At 33.7% G+C, this 22,022-nt stretch carries 19 protein-coding genes; 12 read left to right on the plus strand and 7 right to left on the minus strand.

What is annotated here, in order from left to right; translation table 11 throughout:
* The first annotated feature begins 61 nt into the window (after nucleotides 1–61).
* Nucleotides 62–919 (plus strand): carboxylate/amino acid/amine transporter, encoded by an 858-nt coding sequence (locus J3U59_RS00125; RefSeq protein ID WP_267332872.1) that lies wholly within the window; start codon nucleotides 62–64, stop codon nucleotides 917–919.
* Nucleotides 920–924: 5 nt separating this feature from the next.
* On the opposite strand, the gene J3U59_RS00130 is transcribed toward J3U59_RS00125, so the two are convergent.
* Both J3U59_RS00130 and yaaA read right to left on the minus strand, forming a co-directional pair.
* Nucleotides 925–1,878, minus strand: coding sequence for an AEC family transporter (locus J3U59_RS00130; protein WP_267332871.1), 954 nt, complete (start codon nucleotides 1,876–1,878; stop codon nucleotides 925–927).
* Between the two features lie 19 nt (nucleotides 1,879–1,897).
* On the minus strand, nucleotides 1,898–2,668 hold the full coding sequence (gene yaaA, locus J3U59_RS00135; RefSeq protein ID WP_267332870.1) for a peroxide stress protein YaaA: 771 nt from the start codon (nucleotides 2,666–2,668) through the stop codon (nucleotides 1,898–1,900).
* Nucleotides 2,669–2,743: 75 nt separating this feature from the next.
* Between yaaA and J3U59_RS00140 the strand changes: the two genes are divergently transcribed.
* The 3 genes from J3U59_RS00140 (at nucleotide 2,744) to rnz (ending at nucleotide 4,544) form a co-directional block, all read left to right on the plus strand.
* A complete protein-coding gene (locus tag J3U59_RS00140; protein WP_065633582.1) occupies nucleotides 2,744–2,971 on the plus strand; it encodes a YccJ family protein in 228 nt (75 codons plus the stop codon).
* Nucleotides 2,972–3,118: 147 nt separating this feature from the next.
* Entirely contained in the window at nucleotides 3,119–3,538 is a 420-nt protein-coding gene (locus J3U59_RS00145) for a lysozyme inhibitor LprI family protein (RefSeq protein WP_267332869.1), read from the plus strand.
* An 88-nt stretch (nucleotides 3,539–3,626) separates the two neighbouring features.
* Entirely contained in the window at nucleotides 3,627–4,544 is a 918-nt protein-coding gene (gene rnz, locus J3U59_RS00150) for a ribonuclease Z (RefSeq protein ID WP_267332868.1), read from the plus strand.
* A gap of 253 nt (nucleotides 4,545–4,797) precedes the next feature.
* Here rnz and J3U59_RS00155 read toward each other — a convergent pair whose 3' ends face one another.
* Nucleotides 4,798–5,358, minus strand: coding sequence for an NAD(P)H-dependent oxidoreductase (locus J3U59_RS00155; protein WP_267332867.1), 561 nt, complete (start codon nucleotides 5,356–5,358; stop codon nucleotides 4,798–4,800).
* A 107-nt stretch (nucleotides 5,359–5,465) separates the two neighbouring features.
* Here J3U59_RS00155 and J3U59_RS00160 point away from each other — a divergent pair, with 107 nt between their 5' ends.
* Nucleotides 5,466–5,813 carry a winged helix-turn-helix transcriptional regulator gene (locus tag J3U59_RS00160; protein ID WP_267332866.1) on the plus strand — a complete coding sequence of 116 codons (348 nt, stop codon included), beginning with the start codon at nucleotides 5,466–5,468 and terminating at the stop codon, nucleotides 5,811–5,813.
* A 45-nt stretch (nucleotides 5,814–5,858) separates the two neighbouring features.
* On the opposite strand, the gene argE is transcribed toward J3U59_RS00160, so the two are convergent.
* A complete protein-coding gene (argE, locus tag J3U59_RS00165) occupies nucleotides 5,859–7,022 on the minus strand; it encodes an acetylornithine deacetylase (RefSeq protein WP_267332897.1) in 1,164 nt (387 codons plus the stop codon).
* 533 nt (nucleotides 7,023–7,555) lie between these two features.
* Between argE and J3U59_RS00170 the strand changes: the two genes are divergently transcribed.
* From J3U59_RS00170 to J3U59_RS00185, 4 genes are all read left to right on the plus strand, one after another.
* A complete protein-coding gene (locus tag J3U59_RS00170; protein ID WP_267332865.1) occupies nucleotides 7,556–8,629 on the plus strand; it encodes an HlyD family secretion protein in 1,074 nt (357 codons plus the stop codon).
* A gap of 13 nt (nucleotides 8,630–8,642) precedes the next feature.
* Nucleotides 8,643–11,441, plus strand: a complete 2,799-nt coding sequence (rbbA, locus tag J3U59_RS00175; RefSeq protein WP_267332864.1) for a ribosome-associated ATPase/putative transporter RbbA — start codon at nucleotides 8,643–8,645, stop codon at nucleotides 11,439–11,441.
* 5 nt (nucleotides 11,442–11,446) lie between these two features.
* Nucleotides 11,447–12,577 carry an ABC transporter permease gene (locus J3U59_RS00180; protein ID WP_267332863.1) on the plus strand — a complete coding sequence of 377 codons (1,131 nt, stop codon included), beginning with the start codon at nucleotides 11,447–11,449 and terminating at the stop codon, nucleotides 12,575–12,577.
* A gap of 268 nt (nucleotides 12,578–12,845) precedes the next feature.
* Nucleotides 12,846–14,504: a hypothetical protein gene (locus J3U59_RS00185; RefSeq protein WP_267372796.1), complete on the plus strand. Its 1,659-nt coding sequence runs from the start codon at nucleotides 12,846–12,848 to the stop codon at nucleotides 14,502–14,504.
* Between the two features lie 548 nt (nucleotides 14,505–15,052).
* Here J3U59_RS00185 and J3U59_RS00190 read toward each other — a convergent pair.
* Both J3U59_RS00190 and J3U59_RS00195 read right to left on the minus strand, forming a co-directional pair.
* Nucleotides 15,053–16,318 carry a Y-family DNA polymerase gene (locus J3U59_RS00190; protein WP_267332861.1) on the minus strand — a complete coding sequence of 422 codons (1,266 nt, stop codon included), beginning with the start codon at nucleotides 16,316–16,318 and terminating at the stop codon, nucleotides 15,053–15,055.
* A complete protein-coding gene (locus tag J3U59_RS00195; protein WP_267332860.1) occupies nucleotides 16,315–16,764 on the minus strand; it encodes a LexA family protein in 450 nt (149 codons plus the stop codon). Before J3U59_RS00195 ends, J3U59_RS00190 begins: the two co-directional genes overlap by 4 nt.
* An 899-nt stretch (nucleotides 16,765–17,663) precedes the next feature.
* On the opposite strand from J3U59_RS00195, the gene J3U59_RS00200 reads away from it, so the two are divergent.
* Nucleotides 17,664–18,647 (plus strand): AEC family transporter, encoded by a 984-nt coding sequence (locus J3U59_RS00200; RefSeq protein ID WP_267332859.1) that lies wholly within the window; start codon nucleotides 17,664–17,666, stop codon nucleotides 18,645–18,647.
* A gap of 374 nt (nucleotides 18,648–19,021) precedes the next feature.
* Here J3U59_RS00200 and J3U59_RS00205 read toward each other — a convergent pair whose 3' ends face one another.
* Nucleotides 19,022–19,297: an MFS transporter gene (locus tag J3U59_RS00205; protein WP_267332858.1), complete on the minus strand. Its 276-nt coding sequence runs from the start codon at nucleotides 19,295–19,297 to the stop codon at nucleotides 19,022–19,024.
* Nucleotides 19,298–19,438: 141 nt separating this feature from the next.
* Here J3U59_RS00205 and J3U59_RS00210 point away from each other — a divergent pair, with 141 nt between their 5' ends.
* Nucleotides 19,439–20,371, plus strand: coding sequence for a DMT family transporter (locus J3U59_RS00210; RefSeq protein ID WP_267332857.1), 933 nt, complete (start codon nucleotides 19,439–19,441; stop codon nucleotides 20,369–20,371).
* Between the two features lie 495 nt (nucleotides 20,372–20,866).
* A complete protein-coding gene (locus tag J3U59_RS00215; RefSeq protein ID WP_267332856.1) occupies nucleotides 20,867–21,790 on the plus strand; it encodes a LysR family transcriptional regulator in 924 nt (307 codons plus the stop codon).
* Nucleotides 21,791–22,022 lie beyond the last annotated feature (232 nt).

Here is a 22,022-nt window from a genome sequence, read left to right on the forward strand (position 1 = left end):
TTTACATTAAAGGCGCGGATTGATACCATGCCTGCCTGATCATTATTACTTTAGATTAATTATGCTATATCTTATTATTGTGACAATTGTCTGGTCGTTTTCTTTCAGTTTTATTGGCATTTATTTAAGTGGACAAGTGGATACTTGGTTTGCTGTGGTAATGCGTGTACTTTTAGCATTTGTTACTTTTATTCCTTTTTTTCGTATCAAAAATATTTTGCCAAAACAGATGGTATCGTTAATGGGGGTTGGCGCATGTCAATTGGGCATTATGTATTTTTTTTATTATAATTCTTTCCAATATATTTCAGTCCCAGAAGTATTACTCTTTACTATTACTACCCCTATTTATGTCACAATTATTTATGATTTATTGCAGCGCCATCGGTTAAGACTGTCGTATTTATTAACGGCTGTTATTGCTGTTATTGGTGCAGCAATAATTCGTTATGATCATATTAGTAGTCAATTTATTATTGGATTTTTATTGATTCAAGGCGCGAATATTGTGTTTGCATTAGGGCAGGTTGGTTATAAACGAATCATGGAACTCTATCCACTGCCGCAACATCACGCTTTTGCGTGGGTCTATTTAGGCGCGATTATAGTTGCAAGTATTGGCTGGTTAATATTTGGCAATTCATCTAAATTGCCGACGAGTAGCATACAATGGTGGATTATTGTATGGCTTGGAGTTGTGGCATCGGGGTTATGCTATTTTTTATGGAATTATGGTGCGACAAAAGTCGATTCTGGCACCTTAGCCATTATGAATAATGTGGTTATACCAACAGGTATTTTAGTGAATGTTGTTATTTGGCATCAATCGATTGATTGGGGCCGTTTTTCACTAGGTAGTGTCGTTATTGTTTTTGCTTTGATTTTGCATCATAAATTCAAAAAATTAGAGGCAAATTAATTTTTCTAAGCAAGCTGTAACATTATGGATAGAATTAACGGTGTTGTCACGGATGATAATGCCGTTGATATCAACAAACTTGAAGCAATTGGACCTTGTAATACAGCAAATTGCCTTGCCATCATATAACAATTGATGGCAATCGACACAGAACTTAATAGCACAACGACTTGTAATTCTAAAGTTGGTAGCCCAATGAGTTTACCTAAAATATAGGTAACAATGGGTAACACCGCTAATTTTAATGTACAGATTGCTGTCGTAATCAAAATATTATCGCGAAGCTTATATTCGGCAAGCCCCATTCCTAATACGATTAGCGAAAGTGGTGCAGTCATATCGCTAACCATTTGGCTTGATTGGTTAATAAATTTTGGCAAAGGAATTCCAGAGTAATTTACAATAAGACCAAAAAAAATGCCGATAATGATAGGGTTTTTTGATACTTTTTTAAACGCTTGCAGTATGCTCTTAAACGATAGTTTACCTATTTGGACAAATTCAATCGATACACTAGCCAATGTCCATAAAATTAATGCATTAAATATAACAATGATGGCAACGATTGGGATAGCACTATCGCCTAACAACATTTTAATAATGGGGATGCCGACAAAAACCGTATTTGTGTAAATGCCGCCCATTGCAAACATCGTACTTTCACTGCCATTTAATTTAAATAATTTAGATGCAATAACGCAACCAATAGCAAACACTATAAATGTACCACCAAAAAAGACTAATAATAGCTTAATATCAATATGCGAGTGCTCAGAAAAATGACTCATTATCTGAAATAGCATAATTGGAAACGCTATATAAAATGTAAATTTGGTTAAGCTATCAGTCACTGTTTTTTGCCATTTACCCAATTTAATGGCTAAGTAACCCAATAAAATTAAAATAAATAGAGGCAGCGTTGCTAAAAATTGTAACCATAAGGTAAAAAGGAATTCCATTTGATCATTCTACATTAAGTTAATGCTTTCGCGTGAAGTACCATTCTAATTCAGTTGAACGTTTGGCATCAAACTGATAGCCTTCCAAATTAAAATTTTTAATATCCTCGCTGTTATCAATGCTATTTTTTATAATAAAGCGACTCATTAATCCACGTGCTTTTTTAGCATAAAAGCTGATCACTTTATATTCATCTTTGCTTTTATCTAAAAAAACGGGTTGAATAATTGTTGCTTTTAATTGTTTTGGTTTGATCGCTTTAAAATATTCATTTGATGCTAAGTTGAGTAGCGTTGGTTTTGGTGTTTTAGCTAATTCTTTATTTAGGCTCTCAGTTAATTGTTCACCCCAAAATTGATAAAGATTGGTATTTTTACCATTTTTTAAGCGAATTCCCATTTCGAGGCGGTAAGGTTGAATTAAATCAAGAGGCCTTAAGATACCGTACAGTCCCGACAAAATTCTTAAATGAGACTGAGCAAATTGTAACTCTTTCTCATTAAAATCCTGAACATGAAGCCCTTCGTAAACATCACCTTTAAATGCCAAAATAGCTTGCCTTGCATTTTCAAGATTAAAATCACTATGCCAATTTTGAAAACGTTCATAATTAACTTCAGCTAAGTTAGAACTTATAGCCATTAATTTAGACAAATCTTCAACGTTCAATTTTTTACAATCCATAATGAGTTTTTCTGATTGATGTAAAAATTGCGGTAAAGTATTTTGTTTGGTAATAAGTGGACTTTGATAATCAAGTGTTTTTGCAGGGGAGATAACTGTAAGCATATATTCATCACCTATTGAATTTTGTCTGATTTAGGTTTATTTTACACATAATCTTATCAAAGAAGGAGCAATAAGATGAATTTAATTAAAAAAGATATACATGAAATTCGTGCGTGGGCTAGTGTTCGTGAAACTTCAATTGAAATTGCAGAAGCTATTTTTGAATTAGCCAATCACGATGAAAAGTTAGCTGAACAAATTTGGTCAGAAGGGAGTGATGAGGTTTTAAAACTTGCTTTTTCTAAAACTAAAGCAGACAAGCTATTTTGGGGTGAGCAGACTATTGAGCGAAAAAATATTTAGTATCTCATCATCAATATCGTTATTCATCAATAAGATTGCATAAATCAATTGATGCTGTACCTTCATTATCAGATATGAACAATATGTTAGGTATGTGATGATAAATAATCAAAAATGAGAATAGTTACGTTAATTGTAGTGTTAACATTGAATTTATCATCCTTTAGTATTTTTGCCTCTACAACTGCTGACTTGGCCGATAAAATGATAGCCCAGCTTGATGAGTGTGAGGCTTTTTCACAATCAGATCGATTAGTGTGTTTACAAAAACAGGCTAAACAAAGCCAACTTGCTTTACAGCAGGCGGAGCAAAACGCTTTTAATTTACTTTCAAAATGGGATGACGATGAGCAGTTTACGCTTTTAGCTAAACGCAAATTGACTCTATCTAACAAAGCGTTTGCTCATTATCGTGATGTACATTGCCAATATTTCAAATCTTTAGGCGGTGGTGCAATAACTAATGCACTTGAAATGCGGCGTTTAACTTGTGTAACCAAACTTAATTATCGCCAAGCCGATCACCTTGGTCATGAACTTTCTGATCTGAATTTAAAAAATAAATAAACCAAGGTTACTATAATAAATAGTTGAATAGCCAACAGTTGAGCTATTCTTATATTGAGTACAAAAACAAAAATAATAGATAGATTTTATGAACATAACCTTTTTAGGCACCAGTGCCGGCTCACCAACGGCTGAACGTAATGTTAGTAGTATTATGCTAGATGTTAGGCAAGAACGAGGGCGACTCTGGCTTTTTGATTGTGGTGAAGCCACACAAATGCAGATGCAAAAAGCGAAATTTAGCTTGGCTAAATTGGAGGTGATTTTTTTAACCCACCTGCATGGTGATCATCTGTTTGGCTTACCGGGTGTGTTAACCAGTCGTTCTTTACTACAGAATCAATCACCTCTAACATTAATTGCCCCAAAAGGGATCAAGCGATTTATTGAGACAGTAATTGAAGTCAGTCAATCTTGGTTAACTTATCCTCTTAATATTATCGAATTAGAAGCGAATGGCACTGTTTTTGACGATGATCAGTTTTGTGTTGAAGCTAAATTATTACAACATCGTATACCGTGTTTTGGGTATCGAATAATCCAAAAAGATCTACCTGCAACGTTAGATATTGATAAATTACAGCAAGATGGGATTCATATTGGTTCGCTTTACTCATCCTTGAAGGAAGGAAAAACCGTCACGCTTGAAGATGGGCGAGTAATTGATGGGCGTGATTATCAAGGCGATATTCGAAAAGGTAAAAAACTGGCAATTTTAGGTGATACAATACCTTGTGATGCGTCAGTTGAATTGGCTAACGATGTTGATTTGCTGGTGCATGAAGCTACACAGGAAGATGCCTTAAGTGAGAAAGCCCTTGAGCGTGGGCATTCAACTACTGTTCATGCAGCCACAATTGCAAAACAAGCTAACGCTAAACGCCTAATCATAACGCATATTAGCCCTCGTTATAACGCAAAAGATAATCAAAAATTAGTGGAGGAAGCGAAAACAGTATTTGCGAATAGTGAGATCGCGACTGATTTTGCCACTTTTCAAGTTTAATCTGGTTTACCGTTATTGCCGGATTGTTCGCTACTGCATCAATTTGGTAATAAAGGGCAATTAGATCTAAAAACCTTAAATATTTGTAAACACTATTTAGGTGCCTTGGTTGTTTTATTTTTCTGTTTAAAAATAGAATCATATGTACCAATTTCAATGAAAAATTCGCTACATTGTTGGTAATTTAAGTTATATTTTTAACTGTTAATAGCTTTATTTAATGATAGGCATGAATGTACTTTAATTAAATAATTTAAATTAGCATTCCTAAATTTTTCATCCAAATTACATAATTGTCTGCACTTTTTTCGATATCGTTTTGTGTAATTTTATCTGGGTAGTCTGGCTCATTATTTGCGCCATAAATCGCAAAAAGGGGCTGATAATCAGCTTGAACATAATTCATTGTTAATTCGAATGGTCTTAGAATTTGCTCGAGCGTATATTTATACTGTCCCGATTCGCAGTAGTCAGCTTTTTTTATGCCCGCTGAAACCGCTAATCCTACTTTTTTATTTTTTAATTTATTTCCCGAAGAGCCAAAGGCCCAACCATAAGTCATAACCTCATCGAGCCACTGTTTTAATAATGGCGGGCAATTAAACCAATATATTGGAAATTGAATAACTAAGTTTTGATGATTTTCAATTAAGTTTTGCTCAAAACTCGGATCTATTTTATGTGAGAGGTAGTGTGAATAAAGATCATGCAGGGTTATTTGATCATGATATTGATTTAATTTATTAAACCAGCATCGGTTAACCTTTGAAGAAGCTAAATCTGGATGAGCAATAATCACTAAAGTCTGTTTCATTGTAAATATCTCTTATCTATTTATAATTGAGCCATAATAGTCTTGATACCATTATTTTTAAAGTACGGTAATTACAGTTATGTACTATCGTTAGGGAGAGTGTAAACATGGAAAATCATCATTGTGCCAAGGATCATTTTGAGAATAGTGGATTTAATTACACACTTTCAATGATTCGAGGCAAGTACAAGATTGTTATTCTTTATTGGTTAAACGAAAATCAACCATCAATGCGATTTAATGAACTTAAACGGAGTATCAATAACATTTCGTTTAAAACGCTAAGTAATACTTTAAAAGAGATGGAAAGGGATAAATTGATTTTCAGAAAAGAATATCCGAAAATTCCCCCTAAAGTGGAATATGGGTTATTAGACCGAGGTAAATCTTTGGTACCGATTTTAGATATGCTTTGCCAATGGGGAAATAACCATAAAAATGACACATTAACATAATTCAAGATAACTTTATTCGCCGACGGAGTCGGCGTGTTTCTATGGTTAGATGCAAAAATCTTTAATCAAATTTTCAATCGTTACTTTTGTTGGTTTTATAAAGTCCATTGAAATAAACTCGTCTGGTTGATGAGCTTGTTCAATCGAGCCAGGACCTAAAACTATGGTTGGCGCAATTTGATTTAAATAAGGCGCTTCAGTGCTGTAATTAACCGTTTGAGCGGTGTGACCAACTAGCTGTTCAATATGTTGTAATGCGGGATGATCTTTTTTACATTCATAACCTGGAATGGGTGCAACTTCGTATTCAACTGACAGCCTATTGGGATATTTATCCATCACGGGTTGTAATGCTTCACATAGCGCATTATATAATGTGTCAACATCATTATCTGGTAATACCCGAATATCAATAATTAATTCACAACAGCCACAAATGCGATTAGCCGCATCACCGCCATGAATCACACCTAAATTCAAGGTAGGATAGGGCACACTAAAGCCATCATTATGATATTGTTCTTTGAATTTTTGTTTAAGGATTAATAGACGTTCAATAGCTAAATGCATTACTTCAATTGCATTAATGCCTTTGTCCGGATCGCTTGAGTGCCCAGACTTACCAATAACTTTAATTGAATTGGATAAAAAACCTTTGTGAGCTCGGATAGGAATTAATGATGTGGGTTCGCCAATAATTGTGCAATCAGGTTTTAATTGAGTTTGTTTAGCAAAAAATGAAGCACCAGCCATTGAGGTTTCTTCATCGGCAGTAGCAAGAACATAGATTGGTTTGGTGAGTTTTTTTAGATCAATATCGCGCAAAGCATCGAGAATAAAAGCAAAAAATCCTTTCATATCAGCGGTACCAAGTCCATATAACTTATTATTTTCTTCAGTTAATTTGAATGGATCTTTTGTCCATTGCCCATCATCAAATGGCACTGTATCACTATGACCACTTAATAATAAGCCACCTTGAGTTTTATTGTTACTATTTGAATACGTTGCGAGCATATTAAACTTATGACGCGTATTTGGGACAGCTTGAATTTCGATAGTAAATCCAAGCTCTTCAAACCAATTGGCTAATTTATCTATGAGTGGTTTATTGGAATAATCTAATTTAGCATTGGTTACATTACTAATGGTTGGAGTCGAAATAAGTTCGTTATAAAGTGTTAAAAAAGAAGGAAGTGTCATAAAAATCACCTTGTGAAAAAAATCTTAATGTCGAATAATCGTTCTCGCAAGCATACCACTTACATTATCATTTTCCTATATACAACTAAATGGTTTCATTAATTATTTTATAAGATGAATTTCAATTTTATAAAGTTTTAGTCAGATAATATTAAACGTTATAGTCGATAACGTGCTTTGATACAAAAATAGTTAATTTGTAGATAGCGGATTAATACATTATTTGAAATAAATTAGATAAATCCATGGCGTAGATAATAAATACGTATTTATCAAAAAGGGTTAATTTACCAATAATTGATTAATAAGCTTTCTGAATTGAAGTACACTTTTCTTTATGATTACTCATGTTTTTTAAACATCCTTGATGTTTTAAATTAAATTTTTTAGCTTTTACTGCCTTTGTTTTTATAGTTGATTTTATTTATAAAAAACATCTGATATTATTTAACCCATGTCGATGCATTATGCATATAAAACACACATTAACGTTATGAAATTTATAATATAAATAATCAGTTTAAAATGGGATGTAGGTCATGAAACAAATAAGTAAGAAATGGGGTCTTATTGTTGTTGTCGTTGTTATTGGTGGTGGTATCTTGTGGCAACAATTAAAAACTGATGGATTTGGTCCAGATTTTGTAAGTGGCAATGGTCGTATAGAGGCGACAGAAATTAATATTTCAACAAAGCTTGCTGGCAGAATCGAGAAAATTAACGTTAATGAAGGTGATTTTGTTAAAGCAGGCCAACCATTAGTTATTATGCAAACCAATACCTTGCAAGCTCAATTGAACGAAGCACAAGCTCAATATCGACAGGCCATAAGTAATGAAGCAAGTTCCAAAGCCCAAGTCTCGCTAAAAATGAGTGATAAAGTCGCTGCTCAAGCTGATGTGAATCAACGGGAAAGTGATCTCGATATTGCTCAAAAACATTTACAACGAACAACAACTCTTTACCAAAAAGGGGCATTATCTATCCAACAATTTGATGACGATACCGCAAAAGTGAATAGTGCAAAAGCAGCGTTAGATTCTGCAAAATCCCAAGTGACAGCCGCTGATGCTGCTATTGAGGTTGCTCAAGCAGGTGTGGATAGTTCTCATTCAGCGATTAATGTTGCTAGTGCTAATATTACAAAAATTCAAGCAGATATAGATGATAGTACATTAACCGCCCCTGTTGATGGGAGAATTCAATATCGTATAGCACAAGTTAGTGAAGTATTGCCTGCTGGTGGAAAGGTTTTGAATCTGGTTAATTTATCCGATGTTTACTTAACCTTCTTTTTACCCGAAACCATAGCTGGAAAAGTAGCGATTGGTGATGAAGTTAGATTAGTCTTAGATGCGCTTCCAGATGTTGCGATTTCGGCTAAAGTTTCATTTGTCTCTAGTGTGGCACAATTTACCCCTAAAACTGTTGAAACCAAAGATGAGCGTCAAAAATTAATGTTCAGGGTTAAAGCTCAACTAAGCCCAGAATTATTACAATGTTATCTTACTCAAGTTAAAACTGGTGTGCCTGGCGTTGCTTGGGTACGGATCGATCCTAAAACTCCGTGGCCAGCTAAGTTATCTGATGTTGCTAAATGTCCAACTAAATAATTGGAGATAGCTTATGTCAGAATCAGACAATAAAGATTTATCTATCGCTCATAATGTTAAATCGATAGATGACGCAGTGGTAACCGTTTCAAATGTGACGTTGCATTATAAAAAAACCTGTGCGTTGAATAATGTGAGTTTACAAATTCCACCAAAGTGCATGGTAGGATTGATTGGACCTGATGGGGTAGGTAAATCAAGTTTATTGTCACTCATTGCTGGTGCACATGTTATTCAAGAAGGGGTGGTGTATGTTTTAGATGGTGATATGCACGATAAATCACATCGCAATAAAGTTTGTACCCGTATTGCTTACATGCCTCAAGGCTTAGGTAAAAATTTATATCCAACATTATCCGTTGAAGAAAATTTACAATTTTTTGCTCGGCTTTTTGGTAATGATGCGGCCGAACGGCGACGTCGCATTGATGAATTAACGCATAGCACAGGACTTTATCCATTTTTATCCAGACCTGCCGGTCGTTTATCCGGTGGGATGAAACAAAAAGTTAGTTTATGTTCTGCTTTAATTCATGATCCTGATTTATTAATTCTTGATGAGCCTACAACAGGGGTCGATCCGCTTTCACGTGCTCAATTTTGGCAACTGATTAACAAAATTCGTTCGCAAAGACCACAAATGAGCGTGATTGTAGCTACTGCTTACATGGATGAAGCACAAAATTTTGATTGGTTAGTTGCTATGTATGGCGGAAAAATCCTTGAAACTGGAACGCCTCAATCGCTATTAAACCAAACTGGAAAAGATAATTTAGATGATGCTTTCATCCAATTAATGCCAGAAGATGCAAAACAAGGTTATCAACCCGTCGAAATTCCACCCTTAGATCTTTCAAAAGATTTACAAGTAGCCATCGAAGCAAAAGATTTAACTAAACAATTCGGTGATTTTATCGCTGTTGATCATGTTAATTTTTCGATTAAACAAGGGGAAATTTTTGGCTTTTTAGGATCTAATGGTTGTGGCAAATCAACAACCATGAAAATGCTTACTGGTTTATTACCGATTTCGTCAGGGCAAGCATGGTTATTTGGTAAGCCAGTTGATGCCAGTGATATTAATGTCAGGCGCCACTTAGGTTATATGTCACAAGCTTTTTCATTGTATAGTGAATTGACGGTTGAACAGAATCTTGTGTTGCATGCTCGTCTATTTGGTATCGCAGAAAGCAAAATACCAGAACGCGTTGAACAATTAGTTAAACGTTTTGGACTTGAACAACATAGGCAAAGTTTACCTGATAGTTTACCTTTAGGCGTTAAACAGCGATTATCACTCTCTGTTGCTGTTGTGCATAATCCTGAAATTCTTATTCTCGATGAACCCACTTCAGGTGTCGATCCTATAGCCCGTGATGACTTTTGGCGTTTAATTATTGAATTATCAAGACAAGATAAAGTTACTGTCTTTATTACTACCCATTTTATGAACGAAGCAGCAAGGTGCGATAGAATATCGTTAATGCATGCTGGTAAAGTATTAGCAAGTGATACCCCAGATAATATTATTGCGTCAAAAAAAGCTAAAACACTAGAAGAAGCTTTTATTGATTATTTAGTTGAAGCAGGTGCGGATGATAGTCATGCCGATGAAAATTCAGCAACGAATGCTAAAACGGTTACTAATGATCAAGATCATACTCAAGAGCAGCATCACCTTAGAGGCTTCAGCTTTACTCGCATGATTGGTTGCTTATGGCGTGAAACTTTAGAATTATCACGTGATCCACTTCGCGCATTATTAGCCTTGTTAGGATCAGCGATCTTAATGCTCGTGATGGGATATGGAATAACGATGGATGTTGAGGATTTACGCTTTGCAGTATTAGATCGTGATCAGAGTGAGCTTAGTCAAAATTACACGCTTAATTTGTCAGGATCTAAACGCTATTTTATAGAACAGCCTCCTTTAACTGACTATAATGATATGGATGCAAGATTGCGTAGTAATAAGATAGCGCTAGCTATTGAAATTCCACCAAATTTTGGTCGAGATGTGCAACGTGGTGATCCGGTTGATATTGCTATATGGATTGATGGTGCTATGCCAATGCGAGCTGATACCATTAAAGGCTATGTTCAAGGTATGCATCTTGCTTGGTTAAGTGAAAAAAACAAAGAAAGCTCCAGTTCACAATCATCTAGCTTGGCCAATATTGAAACCCGGTACCGCTATAATCCCGATATTAAAAGCTTACCATCGATGGTTCCAGCCGTTATTCCAATTTTATTGCTAATGATTCCTTCTATGTTGGCGGCATTATCTGTCGTTCGTGAAAAAGAGATGGGCTCAATCATTAATTTATATGTCACGCCGGTAACACGGGCTGAGTTCTTATTAGGTAAACAAGTTCCTTATATTATTATTTCTATGTTTAGCTTTCTATTGCTATTGATTATGGCAATTACAATATTTGGGGTGCCAATTAAAGGTAGTTTGTTTACTCTATGTTTAGCTGCTTTTGCTTATTGTATTATTTCTACAGGATTTGGATTGTTAGCATCAACCATAACACGCAGTCAAATTGCCGTTATCTTCTTGACTTGTGTTGGAACCATGCTACCTGCTATACAGTTTTCTGGATTGTTAAATCCCGTCGCCTCGTTAGAAGGGAGTGGTCGATATATTGGTGAAGTTTACCCTACAACCCATATGCTAATTATTGCGCGTGGGATATTCAATAAAGCATTAAATTTTGTTGATTTGCATAACTCTATTTTGGCTTTATTAATTACCATACCAATAGTGCTTGGTGCTAGTATTTTTCTGCTTAAAAAGCAGGAGGGGTAGATATTATGCAAACGTTAATCAACATTTATCGTCTAGGTATAAAAGAGCTATGGGGATTATTACGCGATCCTATTATGCTCTTATTAATAGCCTACTGTTTTACCTTTGATATTTATATTGCTGCAACTGCGACTTCAGATTCCTTACATCATGCGTCAATTGCGATTGTTGACGAAGATGACTCGCCCTTGTCCAGGCAAATTACTGCGGCGTTTTATCCACCTATGTTTAATAATCCTGTTAAATTATATTCAATGAAGGATGTGGATCGGGGTATGGATACGGATAATTATACCTTTGCATTAAATATTCCGCCTAATTTTCAACGAGATGTACTTAATAACCAAAATCCAGAAATACAACTTAATATTGATGCAACGCGAATGGGACAAGCTTTTGTTGGTAATGGTTATATAACACAAATTATTACAGGTGAAATTACTGAATATGTGAATCGTTATAGCAAAGCGACAAATCTACCCGTTAACATTCAAGTGCATACGGCTTTTAACCCAAACTTAACCCGATCATGGTTTGGTTCTGTTATGGAAATCATTAATATAGTCACTACGTTATCGATTATTTTAACGGGGGCAGCTTTAATGCGAGAAAGGGAACATGGCACCATTGATCATCTTCTTTCCATGCCTGTCACACCATTTGAAATTATGCTTTCTAAAATTTGGTCAATGGGATTAGTTGTGCTGGTTTCAACTTGGGTCGCTTTATTATTGGTTGTGCATAGTTGGTTAAGTGTACCTATAGCGGGTTCAATCAGCTTGTTTCTTATTGGTGCTGCTTTACATTTATTTGTGACAACGTCACTTGGTATTTTTATGGCAACAGTAGCAAAATCAACAGCTCAATTTGCGATGTTGCTTATCTTAATTTTGTTACCATTACAAATGTTATCAGGCGGAAGCACTCCTCGAGAAAGTATGCCAGAGATTGTTCAAAATATTATGATGATTGCGCCAACTACTCATTTTGTTGAGTTAGGACAAGCTATATTATATCGTGGGGCTGGTCTAAGTGTGGTGTGGACTTCTTTCGCGTGGTTATTAGCTATTGGTAGTGTGTTTTTTATCATCTCCCTCAAGCGTTTTCGAAAATCAATTGTCAATATGGGATCGTAATTACATATTTTATACCCCAGTTTCTGGGGTTAATAACATAAACCCATTGATTACCTTAACATTTCACATTGTGATTATTCAAAAAATTACTATTATTGAAATATATAAATGCAATTAAACTTTCTTTACCAAATTGTGTTTCTTCTTTTTATTACTGTTATGTTACTTTAAAAAAATAGCTAGTCCAGCTCGTATTTATTAATACATTAATTTCTTCAAATAAATTAATGTATTATCTATGGATTTAACTTGTGTAAGGGTGTTTTTTATGGTATTATATAGTGGTAAAGCAGGCAGCAGGCAGCAGGCAGCAGGCAGCAGGCAGCAGGCAGCAGGCAGCAGGCAGCAGGCAGCAGGCATACATTTGTTGTATAACAAACAGTCTGTAATTGAAAAAGGCTATTGTTGTAAATTATTTTATTCTTTTCTTAAAAATCTTGATCAAAAATTAATACGCTTACTTTATCGTCTTATTGTCCATCTCTTTTGTCACAAAATTAAATTTTGTTTTAAGGTATTTTTACTGTTAGTCATGACATTAATGTTTAGTCAGTTAAGTTATGCGCTAACTTCAAAAACGGTACAAATAATTCAAGGTAATAAACCCTATCTAGATTTAGATGATTTGTTTAGTTTCAAAGCACCGATAACTAAACAAGGCGTTATTAATATCACGCCTTCAAAATCAAACGAAATACTTTGGGTATCGGCCAATACTAAATTTAATCAGGTCGAAACGAAAGTCATTGCTGACGGGGTGGCAAAAAATATTTCTACCATAGAAGGATTACATTATGGTGATATCGATGGTGATGAATTTACATCAATAAAAGATGTTAATGAAAAACCACCCGTCTTGGGAAAGCTGACAGCTATTTGGAGTTATAAAGATTATGATGGTACGACTAAAACAGTGACCGCAGATCAATTAAATAGCATTATGGATTCATGTCTAAGCCCTTATACTTTAACCATTAGTTCTAATAATATTAGCGTTCAAACAAAATATGGCATTCCCTATATTAATGACTATGGCAGTTTCAGCAAAATCTATACAATAAAAGTTGATGAACAACAAATCTGCCATATTAAACCAGGTAGTTTGAGATTTTTTGACTCTTCACGACGAGATCAATATAACACATGTAATTCAACCAATTGTAAATTTGCCAATGGTTATAATCCAGCGGTTTTTCAACCTTATCGCGGTTACTCTCCTACAGCATCAAAAAAATTTCCAACAACAGGATTCAACTACGCAAATTTCACACTCAAAATGAGTAATGCACAGACTGATTATAGTTTTTCTTCAAGTAATCCATCTTTAGCGCCAATTACGAGTGAGGGGGTTGTTACACTTAGATCTGACAATCGTCCTACTATTCCATTTACCATAACATTAACCGCTAGAACAAAAGTTGGTGCACCGCTCGAACAAAGAACATTTAGCTATACGTTTACAGTGAATAAATGGGCTCGCCCACTTCCGAGTACACAGTATAAAATGTCAGATACCATGAGCTCGGGCGATAATATATTTCCTGCTGCCAATGCTTGTTCAGGAAAACCAAATGGATTAGGTGTTATTAGTGCCTCTGTTGCAGCGAGTTATTTCTATCCAGTTACAGATTTAACCAATGTACCTAGTGCTAAATACGCTGTCACAGGACATGGAACAGGTTCCTTACCTGCATGGATTAAAAATAACGAAGAACGTTTATCAAGAGATATTGATGGTACGTTTGCTGGAGAGTGGGGCGAGTTATATAAAGCTTATCCTAATAGTAACTTTGATACCTCAACAGGTTGTACTTGGACTAATCAAGTATACATGGACAAAATGATGTTTAGTACTGATATTGAAACAGGAGCCATAGGTTATAACTTATTACAGTTAGCACAGGGATGTACACCGATTTGTCGATAAAAATATTGTGAAACTATATACTTAGTTCCTATTTTATAGGAGCTAAGTTGTAATGGTTAGTTAGGTGTATTTTTAGATGCCTCATTAGTTGCAAGTTAGCTACTATATAGGTTTAAAGCAAGAGACTTACACCTATATAGTCTCTTTATTGGAACGACTATTTTGTGTACAAACTTAAACATCGCTACATAGCTGTATGAATTAGTAATATTAGATGCGATTTTAATTAGATCTGAAATATTGACTTTCAAAACATGAATAACACAATTGAATGATTGTTCTATTAACACCATCTGCATCTTAATATTTACAATCAAATAAATTTACTATTAAATCATGGTGATAGTTTGCAATGATTTGATTCTTCGACACTAAAGCTTTTAAAAAGGTCGATTCTGACTGATTAAGCAATTCACTATCTAGTCTGTGTTTTATATCTATTAGCAACAAAATTTAAGCAAACGTAAACCGTTTATTTATTATTTTATTTAGGATATTAAGTTGATATTAATCAATATCATAAATTGATTATGATGTAAACTTTATGTTTATTTAACTAGCGGTAATTCATCCCAGCGCGTAGTGTAACGTTTACTGAGCAGTTCTCTTTTAATTTGCCAAGGTGCCGTTTTTCTATTACCCCCTAATTGAATGGTATTTTTGCCCATTTTTTGATTAATGTTATCGATTGTTTTCATTAATTGATCACTTTTTTGTTGCGAGTTAGGCGCAAGCTCAGAACTAAATAAGTCAGTTTGACAGAAGCTATCTTTTACCTTTAAATCAAGTAACATTACACCCGCTTTCATAAACAAAAAACCTTTTCTATAAATAGCCTGTAACCCTTTTTGTGCAGCGTGAATAATGAGTCTTGTATCATCAGTTGGTGTTAATAAAGGGACTACAATTGAAGGGTTATATTGCATTAAATCTTGACGAAAGCGGTTGGTTTTCAAAAAGACTAGCACCGCATTAGCAATAGCATTTTGCTGTCTTAGTTTTTCAGCTCCTCGACTGGCATGAATGCGAATGGCTTCTTGTATATCAAATAGTTCCCCAGTTAGTTGTCCAAAACTTCGCGATGTCATGATGTTTTGTTTAGGTGTGTTGAGATCATCTAATTCAATGCAGTTGACACCTTGTAGCTCGAGTACTGTACGTTCAAGCACGACTGAAAATTGTTGCCTAATCTGTTTTAAATTTGCTTGACGTAGATCCCATGCACTATGAATATTTAACGTCTGTAATTTTTGGGCAATACGTCTACCCACACCCCAAATCTCTTCTACTGGAAATGTTTTTAAAATTTTATCCAATAAAACAGGCTTGTTAGGAAGGTGGTAGACCCCTTGATATTTAGCTTGTTTTTTCGCTATATGATTTGCTAATTTTGCTAAAGTGTGGGTTGTTGCAATACCAATGCTGACAGGAATACCTGTATCTCGTTTTACAATTGTTCTTAAATTTTGGCAATGTGCTATCACATCGTTAAACCCATTTAATTGAATAAAAGCTTCATCAATGGAGTAGGGTTGAATATCGGTAGTATAATGACCGACTGTATTAAAAACCCGTTGGCTCATGTCGCCATAAAGTTCATAGTTAGAGCTTAATAAGGTAATGTGTTTACGGATTTTGGGTTCAATTCGATATGCGGGCATACCCATTGGTACTAATGGCTTAAGTTCATTTGAGCGAGCAATAACACAACCATCATTATTGGACAAAATACCAATTGGTCTTTTTTCTAGTTTTGGGTTAAAAACGCGCTCACACGAAGCATAAAAGTTATTACAATCAATCAAACCAATCATGTGTTGCCACGCTTTCGTAAGGCGTGAATCGTATGTATTACTACGCCCCAAATATGTACCTCTTTACCCGCTAGCGAAATAGGCGGATAAAATTCATTGCCCGATAATAAATGGTGTTGCCCATTAATAATCCCTAAACATTTACAGGTTAATTCACCATCAACTGCGGCGACCACAATATCTTCTATCTGCGGCATTAAAGAGCGATCTACAACTAGCAGATCACCACTATAAATGCCGTAATTAATCATTGAATCGCCTTGTGCTTTGATATAATAGGTTGCGCTTGGATGTTTAACTAAGTGATCGGTAAGATCAAGCTTAGTTTCCAAATAGTCATCCGCTGGAGAAGGAAAACCCGCTCTGACGGGCGTATCAACCAAAGGTAAATGTTTTTTTACTGAACCATCTACCATGCCAAGCACAATAATAGAAACTTTACGCAAGCATACTCTCCTAACATAATTTATCGATACTAACAGAATTACATCTATTTAATTCGTGATAAAAAACGAATAATACTGTATAAATATACAGTTTATTTTTGAGGATTCAATAAAAACTAGTGTAAATAGATCGAAATGGACTAAATAATAGCCAAAAATTAATATGTTTACTGCTAGGTTAGCCGATATAGTAAATGAAAAAATGATGGCTAAATGATCTTAATTTAAATTGAGTTAAACAACGAATAATCGATAATTTGCCTATAAAATTTATGCCTTATCTTTGCGTACCAATAAATAATTTACATTATATTGATTAATCGTTAATTAATTTTAAAGATAATTGTCATAAATACTGTTACCTTTTGATGATTATTTTGCGGTTTTTTTGTAAAATAACAAACCAGCTTAATGATAAATAAATAGATATAAGTCAATTAAATAAATTGATTTATTATCGACTGAACATTTACACCAATAATCTATACTTAGGCTATACTTTAAGGCCTTTTTGTATAGATTTTATTTTTACTATAATTTAACACTCATCTTTTTGATTTTAATAACATTATATTTTATATTGATTTAAAAAAATTCCTTTGACATAAATCGGACTAAGTTTTAATGGTTTTTTCTTTTTTTAAGAATCTTACTAGGGCTTGCTTAACACAAGGTAGATCGGAATAAGCTATAATAGCGCCCAAGTTATAGTGTGACCAATAAAGATGCTGTGGATTTTAATGTTAACCATGTCTTAAATATACCAAGCTTACATCAGGTATGTTCAGCTTTATTGTCTAATTAATTTAATTTGGTTTATAAAAATAAGCGTTCATCCAAAAATCCAACCAAATACCGAATATGTATTTTAAGTAATATTATTTTAGGAGTTTTAAAAAATGAATTTGATTTGGTCTGCCGTTTGGCAAGTTGTAAGTTCTTGTCTTCCCGTTTTTTTATTGATCTTTCTGGGGTGGTTTTGCGTTCAACAAAAAATCTTCACAAAAGATTCAAAAAAACTATTATCTGGCTTGGTATCAAACTTTGTCTTCCCAGCGTTACTTTTTGTCCATACTGCCCATGCAAAGCCATCAGAGATATTTAACGGCATTTGGATGATTGCTTTTTTCTGCACAATGTCATTTTTGTGGATAATTTGTTTTTTAACTAATAAATACTTATTGGGTAAAGATTTAAAATCAACCACCATGAATTCAATGTTATGCTGTTTCCCTAATATGGGCGGGATGGGCGTACCATTTTTGACATTAATGTTAGGTGCATCGTCAACCATTTCTGTCGCCATTGCGAATTTTGTTGTGGCTTTATCATTAATTCCAATGACAATTTTCTTATTAGAATTATGTCATACTAAAGTATCTGGCGGTAAAGTAACAGGCAATATGATTTTTAGCGCAGTGAAAAACTCGCTTATGAAACCAATGTTTTTGGCTGTTATTTTAGGGTTAATTGTTAGTGTCACTAATGGTTTAACTTGGATGCCGCATTTTGTGTTTAATACTTTTGATATTATGTCTAATGCATGTAACTTTATTTCACTTATTGCTGTTGGCGTAGGGATATATGGTGTTCAATTAAATTTATCTAAACTATTAGTGGTTAATGTGCTTTTAAAGAGTTTTGTAACTCCCGTTGTTGCATTAATTGCTGTGCATCTTTTTGGACTTAAAGGTATCGAAGCCGAAGAGTTAGTCTTTTTATTAGCGATGCCAACTGCATCAACCGCAGTTATTTTGGCTTACGATTGGGAAGTCGAACAAGAGCACGCATCGAGTATTTTCTTTGCTTCAACAATCTTATCTATCTTTATTTTACCAACGTTATTACTTATTATGGAATTCACTATTCCTGGCGTTCATTAATCATTTAAATAATCTCATCCTCATTTAGCCAAGTGCTAGATGAGGATAGTTTGATTTTTTAACAAAAAAATTCAGATAATTAAAGTTATGCAATACTTTGCTAACAATAAAATTATCAATAATAACAACTGACATCATCGATACTCTTCCTGGCAACAATATGATTGTGAACTAAGGTAATAGGGTATAACAAGTTATAATTCCCGCCAATTATTTGTAATCTATAAGCATCCTCCCAAGTTGAATGCTTTTTACTTGTGAACAGAGTTTATCTTATGCTCGTAGCTTCAAACGGATTAAAATTATTAATGAACCTAATAAATTAAAGTGGCACTTATAGCTATTGGCGTACCAACTTGGTTTAGTTATTTAGCTTAGTTTTGATTTTTTTCAATTTGTTTATATGAAAGTATTGAAGGAAATATAGCGAATAAACTACATATAAATGCAAATATAAACGTTGCATTATAACCAAAACTCGACACAATAATTCCGCCTGTAAAGCCAGATAAAAGAATTCCAATATCAAAACACGATTCATAGGTACTTAGAGCAAGACCAATATCTTTATGTGACATACTTTTTATTGCAGGTAAGGCAAGAAGTGGATAAACCATTGATAAGCCAAATCCAGTAAGAAACAAACTCATCAAATCATGTTTACTCAAGAATGCAATATCAGATATTACAAAATGTAAAAAAAGATATTACCTCGACGATAATGATCTTTTCATAAAAAAATATTATAAAAGTCAATAAAATAAATAATACGAAAAGTAGGTTATTTTTTTATGAAGGATATTCGAATAGAACATTATAAATACACATTATATTTATTGGTGACTGTCTTTGGCTGGGGGATTATGTATCCCGCTTCAAAACATGCGGTATCATCGGGTATAGATGGTTATTATCTTACTGTTATTCGCTACGTTCTTGGTGCTTTTCTTGTAAGCATTGTTCTGCTTGTTATCGAAGGTAAAAAAAGTTATCAAACGGAAGGAAAAGCTTTTCAATTGTGGCTTTTTGGCACAATCGGTTTTGCTGGATTAAACTTCCTAACGTTTATCGGCATTGGTTTTTCATCTGCTGAGCATGCAACAATTATATTAGCGTTAATGCCGATGCTCTCAATGATTTTATCATCTATCCTCAATCACAATATACCTAACATTAAAACAAGTTTATGCACGCTATTAGCTTTTGTAGGAATAGTTTTGGTTATAACGAATGGAGATTTTAATCATCTGATAGCTTCATCAAGCTTTTTAGGTGATGTACTATTGTTGGCCGCTACAATTTGTTGGGTTATTTATACCTATTTTGCAAATATGGTGATGACAAAAGACAAATGGAGCGCGTTAAGAGTTACAGCGTTAAGTTCTTCTCTTAGCGTAATAAGTATTATCACGATTACTTTAATTGCATCTTTTTTAGGCTTAGCAAAACTTCCTAGTCTGAGTGTATTTATCACAAGTGGATTTGATATTTTTATACTTGTCATAACCACATTAGTGATCATTACTTGGAATGCAGGTATCAATGGTCTTGGTGCGATTAATGGTATTCTTTTTGTTAATTTAGTCCCTGTCATTGCTTTTATTATTGGTATCTATCAAGGTCATTCTATTTCATATATCGAAATTATAGGTGCGATAATCACTATAATTGCACTGATTCTTAATAATATTTTTATGAGAAAAAATGACAGTAAACAAAAATAAATAAATTCATAATATTAAAAATAAGAAAAACTGCGATGAGAAACAGATTATTTGTTATTATTTTTATTCATCATATTGCTAAACTCGGTTATAAAACTGGTTTTGTGATGATAAGTTCTCATTCTTTTTTAAAACGGTTGTAAATAATGGTTGGAATATAAATATTGGATCAATAAAAAGGGAGTGGATTCTAAAAAAATAGAACGTCGCTTGCTAAATGTATTCGCACAAAAGTGTAAGCAGGTTTTTTAAGTGATTATTTCTATTTTAATAAATTGAAAAATAGTATTGCCATTGAAGATATTCCTAATAAGAATTAGGAGACGATACTTATCCATAAAGGACATGAAAAACAGATGTAATTTGTGGCAAAATTGATGTATTAATATTTCTTGTAATTCATTACATTGCTTATAAATAAGTTTTTTGTCAGCAATTAGGCCAAAATATAAAATATTTTGATAGCAGTTAGTATTCATAAATAAAGACAATTGGATGAAAAAACAGTTTAAAACTATGCATATCGCTAGCCTCGAGTTATTTTTAGTCGCAGCCGAAAATGAGAATTTTTCAGTTACGGCTCAATACTTGAATATTACTCCTGCTGCTGTTAGTCGTTCTATTAAAAGACTTGAAGAAAGAATCGGATTTGACTTGTTTTCACGTAGTACACGCCAAGTCAAACTAACGCAGGAAGGGCGTATCTATTATAAAAAATGTTCTGAAATATTCGATATGCTAATTAATGCTGGGCATTCTATTAAAAATGAAAAAAATACAATTGGTGGTAAATTAAAAATAAGCGTACCAGAGACCTTTTTTAATTATAAAATATCACCTTATCTGGCTAATTTTTCCGAAGAATATCCTAATTTAAAACTTGATTTTCATGTAACTAATAGAAATATTGATTTTATAGCAGAAGAGTATGATCTATCAGTTAGACTGGTACAAGAAAACACCAAGCTAGAGGCTTTTCTCATCAAAAAAAGATTGTTTATTGCTACTACTGGATTATATGCTAGTCCCAATTATCTTGCCAAAAATGGCATGATTGTTTGTCCTGATGAACTAATTAATCATAAATGTATCAATTTTAGCTCAAGTCAGAATAATAAACGATTTCAATGGGCATCTTTAAATAAAAATATAGATAAAGATAATATTGAAAATAGCCAAATACAAATCTTTGATAGTATTCAAGCGACTAAATTTTTAGCCTTAAATGATGGCGGTATAGTTCAACTTTTTAGTTTCTCTGTACAAGAAGAGTTAAAAAGAAAAGAATTAGTTGAAATTTTGTCTGAGTATAATAAAGAACATACTTGGGAATTTTGCTTTCTTTATCCTTCTACATATAAAAATTCAACTAAACTTAAGGTTTTCATCGAGTATTTTACTGATAAAATTAGTAGATAATACTGGTTTTCTATAGCCGCATTTATTCTTTTATTAGTGGAAAAAGGTGAATTAAACTATTAACGTTTTTATTATCTATTATGCTTATTACATTTGTATGCATAGTTTACTGGAATTTTTTTATAAAAACTTTAGCGTTTTAATAAACGATGATGCCCTACAGTTATTAATAAAAAGTTTATTTAGACATGAGGTTAAAAATAGATGCACAACTATAAAGTTTGATGTTACA

The organism is Gilliamella sp. B3783 (assembly GCF_026536125.1).
In the GTDB taxonomy this organism is placed as follows: Bacteria; Pseudomonadota; Gammaproteobacteria; order Enterobacterales; family Orbaceae; genus Gilliamella.

Coding starts and splice junctions, on each gene's coding strand:
- rnz (WP_267332868.1), top strand. CDS start 3,627: ATGAACATAACCTTTTTAGGCACCAGTGCCGGCTCACCAACGGCTGAA.
- J3U59_RS00160 (WP_267332866.1), top strand. CDS start 5,466: ATGGAAAATCATCATTGTGCCAAGGATCATTTTGAGAATAGTGGATTT.
- yaaA (WP_267332870.1), bottom strand. CDS start 2,668: ATGCTTACAGTTATCTCCCCTGCAAAAACACTTGATTATCAAAGTCCA.
- J3U59_RS00215 (WP_267332856.1), top strand. CDS start 20,867: ATGAAAAAACAGTTTAAAACTATGCATATCGCTAGCCTCGAGTTATTT.
- J3U59_RS00200 (WP_267332859.1), top strand. CDS start 17,664: ATGAATTTGATTTGGTCTGCCGTTTGGCAAGTTGTAAGTTCTTGTCTT.
- J3U59_RS00155 (WP_267332867.1), bottom strand. CDS start 5,358: ATGAAACAGACTTTAGTGATTATTGCTCATCCAGATTTAGCTTCTTCA.
- J3U59_RS00185 (WP_267372796.1), top strand. CDS start 12,846: ATGGTATTATATAGTGGTAAAGCAGGCAGCAGGCAGCAGGCAGCAGGC.
- rbbA (WP_267332864.1), top strand. CDS start 8,643: ATGTCAGAATCAGACAATAAAGATTTATCTATCGCTCATAATGTTAAA.
- J3U59_RS00180 (WP_267332863.1), top strand. CDS start 11,447: ATGCAAACGTTAATCAACATTTATCGTCTAGGTATAAAAGAGCTATGG.
- J3U59_RS00205 (WP_267332858.1), bottom strand. CDS start 19,297: ATGAGTTTGTTTCTTACTGGATTTGGCTTATCAATGGTTTATCCACTT.
- J3U59_RS00210 (WP_267332857.1), top strand. CDS start 19,439: ATGAAGGATATTCGAATAGAACATTATAAATACACATTATATTTATTG.
- J3U59_RS00130 (WP_267332871.1), bottom strand. CDS start 1,878: ATGGAATTCCTTTTTACCTTATGGTTACAATTTTTAGCAACGCTGCCT.
- J3U59_RS00170 (WP_267332865.1), top strand. CDS start 7,556: ATGAAACAAATAAGTAAGAAATGGGGTCTTATTGTTGTTGTCGTTGTT.
- J3U59_RS00190 (WP_267332861.1), bottom strand. CDS start 16,318: ATGATTGGTTTGATTGATTGTAATAACTTTTATGCTTCGTGTGAGCGC.
- J3U59_RS00125 (WP_267332872.1), top strand. CDS start 62: ATGCTATATCTTATTATTGTGACAATTGTCTGGTCGTTTTCTTTCAGT.
- J3U59_RS00140 (WP_065633582.1), top strand. CDS start 2,744: ATGAATTTAATTAAAAAAGATATACATGAAATTCGTGCGTGGGCTAGT.